Origin of the sequence: Microbispora sp. ATCC PTA-5024 (assembly GCF_000511135.2) — a bacterium.
In the GTDB taxonomy this organism is placed as follows: domain Bacteria; phylum Actinomycetota; class Actinomycetes; order Streptosporangiales; family Streptosporangiaceae; genus Microbispora; species Microbispora corallina.
On sequence record NZ_KI866524.1, the window covers coordinates 1,038,174 to 1,051,318 of the forward strand.

At 70.5% G+C, this 13,145-nt stretch carries 12 protein-coding genes; 7 read left to right on the forward strand and 5 right to left on the reverse strand.

What is annotated here, in order from left to right; translation table 11 throughout:
* Nucleotides 1-21: 21 nt before the first annotated feature.
* On the reverse strand, nt 22-2,169 hold the full coding sequence (helR, locus tag MPTA5024_RS25360; RefSeq protein WP_036328649.1) for an RNA polymerase recycling motor ATPase HelR: 2,148 nt from the start codon (nt 2,167-2,169) through the stop codon (nt 22-24).
* 409 nt (nt 2,170-2,578) lie between these two features.
* On the opposite strand from helR, the gene MPTA5024_RS25365 reads away from it, so the two are divergent.
* Both MPTA5024_RS25365 and MPTA5024_RS25370 read left to right on the forward strand, forming a co-directional pair.
* Nucleotides 2,579-3,067 (forward strand): hypothetical protein, encoded by a 489-nt coding sequence (locus MPTA5024_RS25365; protein WP_157099704.1) that lies wholly within the window; start codon nt 2,579-2,581, stop codon nt 3,065-3,067.
* 188 nt (nt 3,068-3,255) lie between these two features.
* Nucleotides 3,256-3,651: a hypothetical protein gene (locus MPTA5024_RS25370; protein ID WP_036328654.1), complete on the forward strand. Its 396-nt coding sequence runs from the start codon at nt 3,256-3,258 to the stop codon at nt 3,649-3,651.
* Here MPTA5024_RS25370 and MPTA5024_RS25375 read toward each other — a convergent pair.
* The gene (locus MPTA5024_RS25375) at nt 3,630-4,508 is read right to left on the reverse strand and encodes a hypothetical protein (protein ID WP_157099705.1); all 879 of its coding nucleotides are present in this window, start codon (nt 4,506-4,508) and stop codon (nt 3,630-3,632) included. The two genes, MPTA5024_RS25370 and MPTA5024_RS25375, sit on opposite strands and share 22 nt — an antisense overlap.
* 138 nt (nt 4,509-4,646) lie before the next feature.
* On the reverse strand, nt 4,647-5,312 hold the full coding sequence (locus MPTA5024_RS25380) for a class I SAM-dependent DNA methyltransferase (RefSeq protein ID WP_036328658.1): 666 nt from the start codon (nt 5,310-5,312) through the stop codon (nt 4,647-4,649).
* 179 nt (nt 5,313-5,491) lie between these two features.
* Between MPTA5024_RS25380 and MPTA5024_RS44345 the strand changes: the two genes are divergently transcribed.
* Genes MPTA5024_RS44345 through MPTA5024_RS25395 form a run of 3 tightly spaced genes read left to right on the forward strand, consistent with a single transcriptional unit; the run spans nt 5,492 to nt 10,473 of the window.
* Nucleotides 5,492-8,773: a BTAD domain-containing putative transcriptional regulator gene (locus MPTA5024_RS44345; protein WP_036328660.1), complete on the forward strand. Its 3,282-nt coding sequence runs from the start codon at nt 5,492-5,494 to the stop codon at nt 8,771-8,773.
* 45 nt (nt 8,774-8,818) lie between these two features.
* Nucleotides 8,819-9,463, forward strand: a complete 645-nt coding sequence (locus MPTA5024_RS25390; RefSeq protein WP_036328662.1) for a hemerythrin domain-containing protein — start codon at nt 8,819-8,821, stop codon at nt 9,461-9,463.
* On the forward strand, nt 9,463-10,473 hold the full coding sequence (locus tag MPTA5024_RS25395) for a pyridoxamine 5'-phosphate oxidase family protein (RefSeq protein WP_051458619.1): 1,011 nt from the start codon (nt 9,463-9,465) through the stop codon (nt 10,471-10,473). The genes MPTA5024_RS25390 and MPTA5024_RS25395 overlap by 1 nt, the downstream gene beginning before the upstream one ends.
* 69 nt (nt 10,474-10,542) lie before the next feature.
* Here the strand turns inward: MPTA5024_RS25395 and MPTA5024_RS25400 are convergent, their stop codons facing one another.
* Nucleotides 10,543-10,944, reverse strand: coding sequence for an NUDIX hydrolase (locus MPTA5024_RS25400; protein ID WP_036328664.1), 402 nt, complete (start codon nt 10,942-10,944; stop codon nt 10,543-10,545).
* Between the two features lie 138 nt (nt 10,945-11,082).
* Between MPTA5024_RS25400 and MPTA5024_RS25405 the strand changes: the two genes are divergently transcribed.
* Together MPTA5024_RS25405 and MPTA5024_RS25410 are read left to right on the forward strand one after the other, a co-directional pair.
* Entirely contained in the window at nt 11,083-11,778 is a 696-nt protein-coding gene (locus MPTA5024_RS25405) for a VOC family protein (RefSeq protein WP_036328667.1), read from the forward strand.
* 423 nt (nt 11,779-12,201) lie between these two features.
* Complete coding sequence (locus tag MPTA5024_RS25410; protein WP_036328670.1) at nt 12,202-12,654, forward strand: hypothetical protein; 453 nt, start codon at nt 12,202-12,204, stop codon at nt 12,652-12,654.
* A gap of 101 nt (nt 12,655-12,755) precedes the next feature.
* Here the strand turns inward: MPTA5024_RS25410 and MPTA5024_RS25415 are convergent, their stop codons facing one another.
* The gene (locus MPTA5024_RS25415; protein ID WP_055725784.1) at nt 12,756-13,004 is read right to left on the reverse strand and encodes a hypothetical protein; all 249 of its coding nucleotides are present in this window, start codon (nt 13,002-13,004) and stop codon (nt 12,756-12,758) included.
* Nucleotides 13,005-13,145 lie beyond the last annotated feature (141 nt).

Below are 13,145 nucleotides of genomic sequence, written 5' to 3' on the forward strand. Positions count from 1 at the left end.
TCACGATGCCGGCACCTGATGTCAGGAGCCGGTGAGGATGACGAGCCGCTGGGTGGCCCGGGTCATCGCGACATAGCGGTCGACCGCTCCTTCGACCCCCGTGCCGAACGCCTCCGGGTCGACGAGCACGACCAGGTCGAACTCGAGCCCCTTCGCCAGCTCCGGGGTCAGCGACCGTACGCGGGACGTCTCCTCGAAGGTGGGATCGCCGATGACGCAGGCGACGCCCTCGGCGTGCTCGGCGAGCCAGGCGTCGAGGATCGGGCCCAGGTCGGAGACGGATCCGTGGACGACGGGGAGGCCGCTGCCGCGGATGGAGGTCGGCACGTTGGCGTCCGGGATCACGGCCCGGATGACCGGCTCGGCCTCCGCCATGACCTCCTCCGGCGTCCTGTAGTTGATGCTGAGGGAGGCCAGGGTGATCCGGTCGAGCCCGATCCGTTCGAGCCGTTCCCGCCACGACTCGGTGAACCCGTGCCGAGCCTGGGCGCGATCCCCCACGATGGTGAAGCTCCGGGACGGGCAGCGGAGCAGCAGCATCTGCCACTCGGCGTCGGTCAGCTCCTGGGCCTCGTCCACGACGATGTGCGCGAACGGGCCCGCGAGCCGGTCCGGTTCGGCGGCGGGCAGCCCGGCCTCGTCGACCAGGGTGTCCTGCAGGTCCTGTCCGCGCAGCATCGACATCACGAGCATCTCGGAGTCGTCGGCCTCGATCAGGTCGTCGACGACCCGCTCCATGCCCTCGCGCTGGGCGGCGACGGCGGCGTCATGCCGGCGCCTGCGCCGTGACGCCTCCGGGTCGCCGAGCCGCTGCCGCGCCGCGTCCAGCAGCGGCAGGTCCGACACCGTCCAGGCGTGGGCGTCCCCGCGTTGCAGCCTCCGTACGTCGTCGAGGCCGAGCCAGGGGGCGCACAGGCGCAGGTAGGCCGGCACCGTCCACAGGTCTCCGACGAGGTCGTTCGCCTCGATCACGGGCCACGCGCGGTTGAACGCCGTGAGCAGTTCCCTGTTCTGAAGCAGAGACCTGCGGACGAGATGAGCCGGGGCGTCGCCGTCGTGCTTGTCCACCAGGATCGTGAGGAGCTCCTCCCAGATCCAGTCGCGTGCCTCGTTGTGCGGGGTGCCCGGCTCCGGCGCTTCGAACGCCTCGGCCCAGTCGTCCGGGCTCAGCCAGATGTCGGACCAGTGGGTCGTGACCGTCATCCCCTTCGTGGGCGGGTTCTCGTAGAACCTGACGGCCGGCTCGATCGCCTTGACCATGTCCGCGGACGACTTCAGGCGGGCCACCTCGGCGTCCGTCTCGACCGCCGCCGCCGATCCCTCGGCGACGAGGTCCCGCAGGGTGCAGGTCTGCACGCCTTCCTCTCCGAGGCTGGGCAGGACATCGGCGACGTACGCCAGGTAGGGCTGGTGCGGGCCGACGAACAGCACGCCGCCCCGGCGGTGACCGAGGCGAGGGTCGGAGTAGAGGAGGTAGGCGGCGCGGTGCAGGGCGACGACGGTCTTCCCCGTGCCCGGACCGCCGTCGACGACGAGGGCGCCGCGGGATCCCGCGCGGATGACGGCGTCCTGGTCGGCCTGGATGGTCCCGAGCACGTCCCGCATCCGGGCCGACCGGCCCGCGCCCAGGCTGGCGATGAAGGCGGACTGGTCGTCGAGCGCGGCGTGCCCGTCGAACCCGTCCGAGGTGAACACCTCGTCCCAGTAGTCGCTGATCCGGCCGCGGGTCCAGCGATACCTGCGGCGGCTCGCCAGGCCCATCGGGTTGGCGTGGGTGGCCCCGAAGAACGGCTCGGCCGCCGGGGAACGCCAGTCGAGCAGCAGCCGGCGACCCGCGCGGTCGGTGAGGCCGAGTCGTCCGATGTACACGGGCTCGGGGTCGTCCGCGCCGACCATGTGGCCGAGGCACAGGTCCAGACCGAAGCGGCGCAGGACGCGCAGACGAGCGGTCAGCCGGTGGATCTCCAGGTCCCGGTCCAGCGCCTGCCGGCCCCCGCGGCCCGACGCCCTGCGCTCGGCGTCGAGCCGCTCGGACAGGTCGGCGATCGACTGCTCCAGGCTCTCCGCGATGGCCGCGAACTGCTGCTCGTCGCGGGCGATCAGCGCCGGACCCGCCTTACGGGACAGGCGCTCGGGAAGGTCGAACGCGCTGGTGGTCAGCGGGTTCACGTCATCAGCTCCGATCTTGGGCCGCTTGTACGCGCGGCACGGCGTCCCGGCCTCGGGTGACGAGCGCGAGCACGTTCCGATGCCGGTGCGGTTCTCGAGTTCTGGCCGGTGTGGTCACGCGGAGACGGGCGGTCGCCGCCGTCCGACCGCGTCGAGGAGCAGCGTCGCGGCCGCCGTCGCCCCGTCGGCGCGGGACCCGTACGTCGACGCACCCCGTGCACGTCGCGCCCCCGTTTCCGCAGGTTCCGGCCTCGGCCAGTGATTCTGCGGCATGACCGGGGTCTTGCCGCAAGCCCCCCTGTCCGCTATACGTTGAGAGTGGAGAGAAGCGGACACTCCCCTCTCCCCTCATCGCCCGCCGCTCGCAGAGGTCCCGTGAGACCTTGATCGGCTTCAGTACGCTGCGACCATGAGAGTCGGCGCCCGCTCCGTGACGATCATCTTCGGCGTGGCCATGGCGGCCCTTGCGGTGAGCGGGCTCGGGTACACGGCGCTGCGGACGGCCTCCGGTTCGGAATGCACACCTGCGGAGGACGACCTGATCCCGGTGCTGGCGGCTCAGAGGATTCTCGCCGCCCGCCCGGACGGTGCCGTCGCACGTGACCGTTACTCCGGATGCTTCCAGGACGACCCGTTCCCCTACGCGGGAACGTTCTACGAGTTTCGCGGACACCGGGAGAACTACGCGTCCTTCTATGAGGCGGCGGCCAAAGCCGACGGATGGCGGCCGGTTGTCGCCGATGAGCCTTCCGAGGACGCCTGTTACACGAAGAAGGTGGGTGACGCCACCGCCTTCTTGTCCGTAGGGGCGAACAGCGTCGACGCCGTTCAGGGATACAGCATCACCGTGTCCGCTTCTTATCAGGAGGTCCCGGAGGACGGCGGGCTCCTGTGCTGAACGTGGAAGGCATCGGATGATCGCAGCCATCGACAGGGTGCGGGGTTCTCGTTGATCCCCTGTTCGTTCACGGCGGCCGTCATTACGCTGATCTGGCTGACCGATGACGGTCCCCCTCGGCGATCCCATTCACGGCTGGGACTATGCCTACGGCTGGCGTTGTCCACTGAAGATGCGGAAGGCTTCCCATGGGCGTGCTGGTGGACTACTTCGCGGCGGATGAGAAGTCGGTCCGCCGGCCGGAGATGGCGCACGGGCCGGCTGGAGCCGGCCTGCCGTATGTGGACTGCAAGGGCTGGCTGGACGGGCTCGACGGCCTGGCGGCCGAGCTCACCAGCGGCGATCCCGGCGAGTTCGGGGCCGAAGAGACTGTAGCGGGTCCAGGCGACGACGACTGGCTGATCATCCGAGTATCCCCCGATGTGGTCGCGGCGCTCGCGGCGGTCGGCGACGAGCGCCTGGACGGCTATGCGGACGATGAGCTGCTCGACGAGTTCGAGCGCAAGCGTCTTTTCGAGCTGCGCGACCTGACGTGTGAGGCCGTACGGTCGGGCATGGACGTCTACTGCTGGATGAGCCTGTGATCGTCTCCGAGTGCTTTGAATACCTCGTCGCGTAGTTCGGGCGGCAGCCGGTTACCGATGACCAGGCGATGTACCAAGGCTTTGTCGTCGACTCCGTGCTCTCGCGTACCCGCGGCGAGGAATTCCAGGTTGGACCATGCCTGCTTCCGGTGCGGCGTGTCCGGCCAGCTGCCGACCAGCTTCAGGACAGCCGGCACCCGCTCTGAGATCCGATCGAGCAGCGCGTGATCCGGCAGCCCGGGCCACTTCTGCGCATCCAGGTCGATGTGCTTGAAAGCGACCCACTCGACCTCGGCCCGGCTGAAGTCGTTGCCGGTGAACTCGTTGCGACCCCGGCCGAGCGGCACCTTCTCAAAAGGCGGCCACTGGTGCAAGACGGGCAACCCCCAGAAGTTCACCTCACGGACCCTCCCGAGGAAGGTACAGCCGACGAACTCCGCTTCCTGAGTCCAGGTCATGCCTCTCAAACGAGACCGGTCGAACACACACTTTTCAAACCGTACGTTCCCCAAGAACACAGGCTGCGGGAACCGAGTACGGCGGAACACACAGTTCCGATAAACGGACTGCGGCCATGTCTGCCCGCTGAAGAGCGTTCCGCCAACTCCGCTGGCGCCCCCGGAGAAGGTGCCGAACGTGGTTTCGGAGAAGTCGCACCCATCGAACTCAGAGGCGAAACTGCTGAACTCGTCGAAGTGGAGGCCGGAGAAGTCGACCCCGGAGCACCGAACCCGATCCAGTGTCACAGCCGATGGTCCCTCCGGCACCGGGAACGTCTGATCACGCAGCTCGCCGCGAGCCACCCAGTAGCGGTGAACCCCCAGCCGAGCCGCCTCGATTCGGAACCTGTCGCGCACGCTGCCCCGCCTAAAACTGGGAACCCTGGAAATGCTTCGATCAGGCCGACCGTACAAGCGGCTCTCACAGATCGTGTATGGCATGGGCAGCGCGGTGAAGCCACTGCCCGCCCATGGGATGGGCCGGCAGGTGCACGTTCATGCCATGCCGCTCGTGTCTGTGGTGGGGCCGGAGCGCATCAGCAGGTGGCCGCGGCGGAATCGCTCACCCTCCAAGGGCTCGCGCAGCATCCGCCCCACCTCGACGAACTCCTCCTCGCGGGCCAGGCCGGCCAACTCGTCGATCGGCCACCGGTAGGCCGGCGTGACCTTGTGGTCGAACTGCGTCACCGGACCGCCCTCGGCTTCGAAGAAGCCGAGCAGGAGGTGACCGCCCGGCGCCAGCACCCGGCGGAACTCGGCGAAGTACGGCGGCAGCTCCGACGGTGGGATGTGGATGAGGGAGTACCAGGAGAGCAGGCCGCCCAGCTCGCCGTCGGCCACGTCGAAGGCGCCCATCGAACCGACCTCGAAACGCAGGTCGGGATAGTCCTTGCGGGCGATGTCGATCAGTGCCGGAGACAGGTCGACGCCGAAGGCGTCCAGTCCGAGGTCACGCAGGTGTGCCGTCATGTACCCGGGACCGCAGCCGGCCTCGGCGACGGGCCGGGGTCCGGCGGCCCGTACGAGTTCGGCGAACGCGGCGACCATCGCGCGGTCCAGTGGCAGGCGGTCGAGTGAGTCCCGGACGAAGTCGGCGTAGATCTGGGCGACGGCGTCGTAGGCGTCCGCCGTCGCGGTCAGGTAGGGGGAGGATTCGGCCACGGCGGACGACTGTAGTTCATCGGCCGGCGGAAGTCGTCGATCACCGACCGGTCGGCGTGGTGCGCGGACAGCCGGGGTGACCACCGGCGCCGGACGGCTCGCACGATCCCCGCCGTGGCGCACGGCTCCTCTAAATGTGACAACTGGACCGGTCGAAAGCGCCTCCCTACCATTGGCCCGTGCGGCTGAACGTCCTCGGGCCTATGGAACTCGTCGTGGCCGGGCGGGCAGTACCGGCCGGACCGCCGAAGCAGCGAGCCCTCCTGGCCCTCCTCGCGATGCACGCCGGCCGCGTGCTCCCCGCGGACCTCCTGGCCGACCGGCTGTGGTCCGGCAACCCGCCGGCCAGCGCCCAGGGGAGCCTGCAGGTCTACGTCTCCAACCTGCGCCGCCGGCTGGAGCCCGACCGGCGGCCGGGCGCCACCCCGGCCGTCCTGGTCAGCGCCGCCGACGGGTACGGCCTGATGACCGGCGGGCTCGACCTCGACACGAGGGACTTCGAGACGCTCGTGTCGGCCGGGTCCGGACATCTGGCCGAGGGACGGCACGAGGAGGCGGCGGCCGCCCTCGCCGAGGCGCTCGACCTGTGGCGGGGCGACCCGTACGCGGACGTGCGTTCCGAGGAGTGGGCGCAGCCGGAGATCGGCCGTCTGGTACAGGTGCGGCTGGACGCGGTGGAGGGGCTGGCCGCGGCCCTGCTGGAGCTGGGCCGCCACACGGACGTGGTCGCGCGGCTGGACCCGTTCGTCCGCGAGCACCCCCTGCGGGAGCGTGCCTGGGAACTGCTGGTGCTGGCCCACTACCGGGCGGGGCGGCAGGCGGCGGCCCTCGAATGCCTGCGCAGGGTGCGGAAGGTGCTCGCCGGGGAACTGGGCATCGACCCCGGGCCGCGGCTGCGGGAGCTCGAGGGCGCGGTGCTGCGCCAGGCCGACACGCTGCTCCCGCCGCAGCAGCCCCCCACGCAGCGGACCCCGGTACGGGCGACGGCGCGCAGGGCTCCCGAGTCCGCGGCGGACCAGCCGGTCTTCGTCGGCCGTGAGAGCGCGCTGGAGTTCCTGAACGAGGCGGCGAAGGCGTCGTCCGCCGCCGGGCAGGTCGTGCTGGTGGACGGCGAGCCGGGAGTCGGCAAGACGAGCCTGCTGAGGCGGTTCCGCGCGACCGCCGACGTGCCGGTCGGTTGGGGGTCCAGTCCCGACCACGAGACCGCGCCCGCACTGTGGCCCTGGGAACGGGTGCTGCGCGACCTCGCCGCCGCGGCCCCGGAGGCCGCCCTGCCCGACGAGGTGGGCACGTTCCTGTCGGGCGGCCTGGAGGTGGTCCCGGCCTCGGACGCGCAGGGGGCGCGGCTGCGGTTCTTCGAGGCGGTCGGCGCGTTCCTGGCCGGCGTCGGCCCGGTGGTCGTCGTGCTGGAGGACATCCACGCGGCCGACGACGCGACGCTGCGGCTGCTGGTCCACGTGGCGTCCACCGCCCGGCCGGGCCTGCTTCTGGTGGCGACCTTCCGGCGGCACGAGGCGTCGGCGCTCACCGCCACGCTGTCGGCGCTGTCGCGGCTCGGCGCGCGCAGGCTCGGGCTCGACGGGCTCGCCACGGAGGAGGTCCGCGCGCTCGTCCGGGAGTTGTCCGGCCGCGACCCTGGCAGCCGAAGGGCCGAGGAGCTGCGCGGGCGCACGGCCGGGAACCCGTTCTTCCTCGCGGAGCTGGCCCGGGCGGGCGAGGAGCTGCCGCAGGGCGTGCTGGACGTCGTGCTGCACCGGGTGGCGGCCCTGGGAGAGGAGGCGGCCCGCGCGCTGGAGCTCGCCGCCGTGATGGGCGACGAGTTCGAGGCGGGCGTCCTGGCCCAGGTCGCCGGCCGCACGGTCGGCGACCTGCTGCCGCCGCTCGACGCGGCCCTCGATGCGGGGCTGATCCGGGAGTCGTCCCACCGGTTGGGCGCGTACCAGTTCGCGCACGCCCTGGTGACCGACGCGTTGCTGTCACGCCGGTCGCGGCTGTGGCGGGCGCGTGTGCACGAGCAGGTCGCCGGCGTCCTCACCCGCGTCCACGGGGACCGGGACGACCGTGCGGCGGTGATCGCACGGCACTGGCTGGCGGCGGCGGACCTGGGCGCGGAGCCCGCCCGCATGGCGATGGACTACTCCGCCCGAGCGGCGCGGGCGGCGCTGCGGCGGCACGCGCCCGACGACGCGGCCACCTCGTGGCAGGAGGCGTTGGCGGCGGCCGAGCCGGCCGGGGCCGGCGCGGCCGAGCGGTTCGAGCTCGCCGTCGGGCTGGCGGAGAGCCGCTACGCCGCCGGACGGTTCGACGAGGGCTACGAGGCGATCGAGCAGGCGCTCGCCATGGCCGGCGCCGACCCGGGCAAGGCCGCCAGGGCCGCCGACATCGCGATGGGACACGGCGTCTGGGTGCCCTTCCGGCCCGGCCTTGACGTGTCCGCCCTGCGGGACTCGATGGACCGGGCCGTGCGAGAGCTGCCGCCGTCCACGTCGGCCTGGGCGACGGCACAGGCCGTACGGGCCGTCGTGCTCGCCCAGACCGGTCGCGAGGACGAGGTCGCCCCGGTCTCGTCGCAGGCCGTGGCCGCGGCCGAGCGCCTGGACGACCCCGCCCTGCTGCGGCGAGTGCTCCACCTGCGGCTGCTCGCCATGCAGGGACAGGACTTCATCGAGCAGCGCGCCGAGGCCGCGCGGCGCCTGCTGGCCGAGCCCGGCCTGTCGCCCCAGCTCACGGTCATCGCACAGCTCCACCTCGTCGCTCATCTCGTGGAGCACGGCAGGGTGCCGCAGGCCCGCGCGCTGCTGACGGAGATCGACACGTTGCTGCGCGACCTGCACAATCCCGCGCTGGCGCGGCAGGCGGCGGTGGCGCACGTGGGGCTCGACCTGTTTCAGGGAGTGCCGGAAGCGGCCCGCCACTTCGAGACCGTCAAAGCGACGCTGTCGTTCGCCGATCTCGCATACTTCGAGGTGAGCATGCTCGCCGTACAGGCCGAGACGCTCATCCAGGACGGGCGCTTCGGCGAGTTGGCGGCATGGATCGAGGAGCTGTTCCGGCGTACCGGCCTGGCAGGGGCCGCCTACATCCTGGCGTCCGCGCTGGCGGACCTGGGCGAGCACGAGCGCGCCCGGCGGCTCCTGCACGAGACCCCGCTCCCGCCGCGCGACTACAACTGGGCCATGGCCACCATGTGCCGGCTGCACGCGGCGATCCGGCTCGGCGAGCTGGACGTCGTGCGGGAGGTCTACGACGCGTTCCTTCCCTTCGCCGGGCTGCTGCACGTGAACGGCACGTGCACCACCGTCGACGGGGCGTACGACGGCCACCTGGGGGAGGCGCTGCTGGCGCTCGGGGACCGCGAGGGGGCACGGGCCCACCTGCGGGAGGCGGTGCGCCTGCTGGAGCAGGCGGGCGCGGGCTACTGGCTGGCAAGGGCCCGACAAGCCCTCGACAAGTGCACGTAGAGGCGGGTCGCGCACGCTGTTTCCGAGACGTGAGGAAACAGACTGATGATCACACCAGAGCACCTGACCGGCTTCCTGATGATGCACGCCGGCTTCCGCGCCGAGTTCGGCCGCCTGGCCGAGGCGTGCGCAAGCCCGCGTGACCACGCGCACGAGGAGCTGCTGGAGGAGCAGCTCGCCCTCGTGCTGGACATGCTGCACGCCCACCACTCGCACGAGGACGCCACCCTGTGGCCGACGCTCGCCGCCCGCGCCCCGGAGGCGGCGGACGTGCTGGCCGAGCTGGAGTCCGAGCATTCCGTGCTCGACCCGCTCATCACGGCCGCCTCCGACCGCGGGTCGCCCCTGGCCGAGCGCGCGCCCACCCTTCGGCGGCTGCACGAGGTCGTCAACGAGCACCTCGACCACGAGGAGCGGGTCGCCGTGCCGCTCATGCTCCGCCATCTCACCCTCGACGACGTCGAGGCCGACAAGCGCAAGGCGATGGACGACTTCGGCCGCCGCCGGATCCCCGTCATCTTCGGCTGGCTCGCCTCGAGCGCGGACGCCGACCTGCTCGCGGCGTCGTACGCCGACCTGCCCGTCGTGGCCCGGCTCATGTTCCGCCTGTTCTGGTGGCCGGCCTACCGGCGGCGCTTCACCCGCCTGTACGGCGCCGCCGCCCCCGCAAACGCTCTCCTGGAGTCGTGATGACCGCATCCGCATCGGCCACGTGGCCGCGCGAGGCGGCCGAGATCCTCGACCGCGCCCTGGTCTGCGAGTACGCCTCGCTCACCCGAGACGGCCGGCCCGTCACGTGGCCCGTCACGCCGTACGTCGGCTCGGGCGGCACGCTCGACGTGAGCACAGGGCTCACCTACCCCGACAAGGCCGAGCGCGCCCGCCGCGATCCGCGCGTCGCGCTGCTCTACTCCGAGAGCACGGAACCGGATCGGGCACCCGTCGTCCTCGTCCAGGGCCGGGCGACCGTACGCGACGCGGATCTGCAGGCCAACACCGACCGGTACGTCCGCGAGTCGCTCGCCAAGACCGGCGCCGGGTTCGCCGGGATGCCGTGGTTCCTGGTGAAGCGGCTGGGGTGGTATTTCGCCCGCATCTGGGTGGAGGTCACCCCTGAGAGGATCGTCTGGTGGCCCGAGGGCGACCTGTCCAGGACGCCCGAGGTCTGGACGGGCCCGGGGGACGTCGCGGTCCCCGCCTCCGATCCCGCCCCCGCGGGCCCCCGGCTGCCGAGCCGGTCGGCCCCACCGGCGGACTGGCGGCCCTTCGCCGACCGCGCGGCACGCCTGGGCGAGCCCGTCGTCACCCTGGTCGCCGACGGCATGCCGCTGGCCGTGCGCACCCGCTCCGCCGTACGCACCGAGGCCGGCTACGACCTGCGGCTGCCCGCGGGCGTCCAGGCGGCCGAGGGGCCGGTGTGCCTGACCTTCCACCGGCACGGCCCGGCTTTGGAGTGGCAGGAGAACGTGGTGCTCGTCGGGTCCGCGGCCGGAGAGGGCGACCGGCTGAGTGTGCGGGTCGAGCGGGCCCTGAACGACTGGAGCCTCTCCGGGAGCCGCCGCGAGCGGAACCGCTCGTTCCTGGGCCAGGGCAGGATGCTCAGGAAGCGTCTGAAGGCCGAGGCCGCCCGCCGCGGCCAGCCCGTCCCCCGCATCCACCGCCCCACGCCTGACTCCGTCCGCGAACCCGCCGGAACGTGACGGCCTGCGGCGGGTATGTGTTCGGCGCGCAGCCCGACAGGTGGCGGCCGGTTTTCCCGCACTGTCGAGTCAGTGAAGGTGTCCGGTCCGGCGCAGGTGATCAAAGATGATCTGGTCGACCGGGGATACGCGGTCCCGGTCGGCGTAGCTCAGCCAGGTGATTTCCTCGATCTCGCCGCTGGGCGTCGGTACCCCGTGATGGTCGGCGGTGTAGCAGGTCATCCGCACGGTGATGCCCTCGGCGTGGCCGTGTGCTTGGGCCTGGTAGGTGCCCACGTGAATGGCGGTGGCGGGGATGACGGTGACGGAGAGCTCCTCGTCGATCTCGCGGGCGAGGGTGTCAAGGTCGGTTTCGCCGGGTTCGCGTTTGCCGCCGGGGATGTAGTAGGCGTCCTTGCCTCGCGAGCGGGTGCTGAGAATCTTGCCGTTGTCCAGGTGGATCCATGCGATCTTGTCGATGGTGCTGCTCACCGCGTGCTCCTGTTTCGATGCAGAGGGATGGGTCAGGCGACCAGGCCGTCGGGGGTCAGCCGTGCGATTGTCGCCCTTCCACCTCGTGGTTCCGGGGTCTGCGAGCGTGTAGATCCGGAGCGGGCGTAAGCTCACCGAATGACCGACACTGATTACAAGACCGAGCGGATCAGGCCACAGCAGTTTCACGAGATCGGCGGCCTGGAGGACTGGCGTGTGCTGGGCGAGGGGGCATGCGCCTACTTCCGTACCGGGTCGTTCGCGGCCGGCGCCCAGTTCGTGCAGGCGATCAGCGAGTTGCCCCGTGTAGGCAGCGGTCATCCCGACGTCGACCTGCGCGATGAGGGCGTGACCGTACGGCTGATCACAATTGGAGATTTCTACGGGCTGAGCGAGCGGGATGCCGAGCTGGCCCGGCAGATCTCGGCGGTGGCCCGGACGCTGAACATCCCCGCTGACCCCTCGTCCGTACAGACCGTCCAGGTCACCATCGATGCCCTGGTCCTTCCCGACGTGGTGCCGTTCTGGCGTGCCCTGCTCGGCTACGAGGACCGCGCGAACAGCCCCGAAGACCTGATCGATCCCCACCGCCGCGGAGCACCGTTCTACTTCCAGCAGATGGACGCTCCGCGCCCGCAGCGCAACCGGGTCCACATCGACGTCTGGGTGCCGTACGACCAGGCCCAGGCGCGTATAGCGGCGGCGATCGCCGCCGGCGGCCGCCTGGTCTCCGACGCTTACGCACCGTCGCACTGGGTGCTGGCCGACCCTGAGGGCAACGAAGCTTGTGTGGGCGCGGCAGGCTGGATTGAGAATGACCCGCGCGGTCAGTAAGGGTCGTTCCCGGCCTCCTCGGTCCTTTCCACCCGTTTCCTGCAGACCGCGCTGAGCCTGCAGGACGGTTTGAGGATCTTGTCTGTCCCTGTAGCCCATGAGCGAAGATGTCCCAGGCGCGACGCCGGCCCCTGAGGACGTCGCCGTATCTCGATGCTGTACGACGAGCAGAGGCCCCTTCCCCACCATAGGAAGGGGCCTTTGAGCTTGAGCCGCCTTGGGGGAATCGATCGTAGAAGACGACCTCATACGGGCAATGCGGAGCCGCAGGATCTACCGTGGACCGCCAAATTCGGATCGTGCATCCGAACCTCGGGACGAGCGAGTAGACACTCTCGTCGTACCGCGTCCTCTATGCAACCATGCCCCATGATCCAGTCGAACACGAAGAGATCGCCGACAAGTGGGAACCCCCTGAAACGGGTGCTCCTCGCGAGTGCGGTCGGCATCGTCCTCCCACTCGGTCTCCTGGCCTGGACGGTCCTGATGCGGGCGCTGTTCAGCGACTCCTCGATGTGCGGGGAGTACACGGGATGTCTCGGCTATCTCGTCGTCGCGTGGCAGATCGGGCGGTGGGTCGCCGTCGTTCTCGCCTGGCCGCTGCTGTACCTGCTGCGAGTACGGCCGGCCTGGCCCGTCGCCGTCCTGGCCGTCTTCCTCCTGGTTGCGATATGGCGACTCGCCGAGGCCCTGTCGGAGTCCGGTTACCTCTTCACTTCCATCCTGCTCAGCGGCATTCTCATCCTGTCCAGCGGCGTGATCGCGTATCCCCTCACCGCACTGGTCACCTCACCAACTCTCCGCTGGCCGTGGCGCGCCCTCCATATCGCCCTGTCCGCCGGGCTTTACGTCGTGGGCGCCCTGCTCGCCAATTGACCATGGAGCCTCCTGCGCGCCTGTAAAGCTGCAACCCGTGAGTAAAGATGCCTGCGGCCGGTCGTTTGCTCGGACATCTCTCCGGGATCGCCGCCGCCCTCCTACGAGCGGTCGCGAGATCGGTTCTCCTTGAGGTGGCGCCTGACGATCCTGAAGTGATGCCACCAGATGTAGGCGGCGGCGATGCCACCGATTGCCCCGCTGGACACGTCCACGAAGTCGTCGCCGGTCAGGAGATCGTGAAGGCATACGCACAAGACAACGGGGCCACCGATGAGAATGAACCATCCCGTCCATGCGTCATCACAGCGGCCCTGCTTGTGCCGGGATTCGTCGGAGGGATCGGCCACAACAGCAAGGTAGCTGGCGCCGATCGAATGTGCACTGAAGGTTTTCCAACCTGATCTGGCAGGTCACGGCCGTGTTGCAGCTCTTGGAACTTGATCTGTAAATAGCGAAGCCCCTGGTAGAAGGCTGTCGACCAAGATCGA

Excerpts from the sequence above, each read along its gene's own strand:
- MPTA5024_RS25365 (WP_157099704.1), top strand. The coding sequence starts at position 2,579 with ATGAGAGTCGGCGCCCGCTCCGTGACGATCATCTTCGGCGTGGCCATG.
- MPTA5024_RS25370 (WP_036328654.1), top strand. The coding sequence starts at position 3,256 with ATGGGCGTGCTGGTGGACTACTTCGCGGCGGATGAGAAGTCGGTCCGC.
- MPTA5024_RS25390 (WP_036328662.1), top strand. The coding sequence starts at position 8,819 with ATGATCACACCAGAGCACCTGACCGGCTTCCTGATGATGCACGCCGGC.
- MPTA5024_RS25395 (WP_051458619.1), top strand. The coding sequence starts at position 9,463 with ATGACCGCATCCGCATCGGCCACGTGGCCGCGCGAGGCGGCCGAGATC.
- MPTA5024_RS25405 (WP_036328667.1), top strand. The coding sequence starts at position 11,083 with ATGACCGACACTGATTACAAGACCGAGCGGATCAGGCCACAGCAGTTT.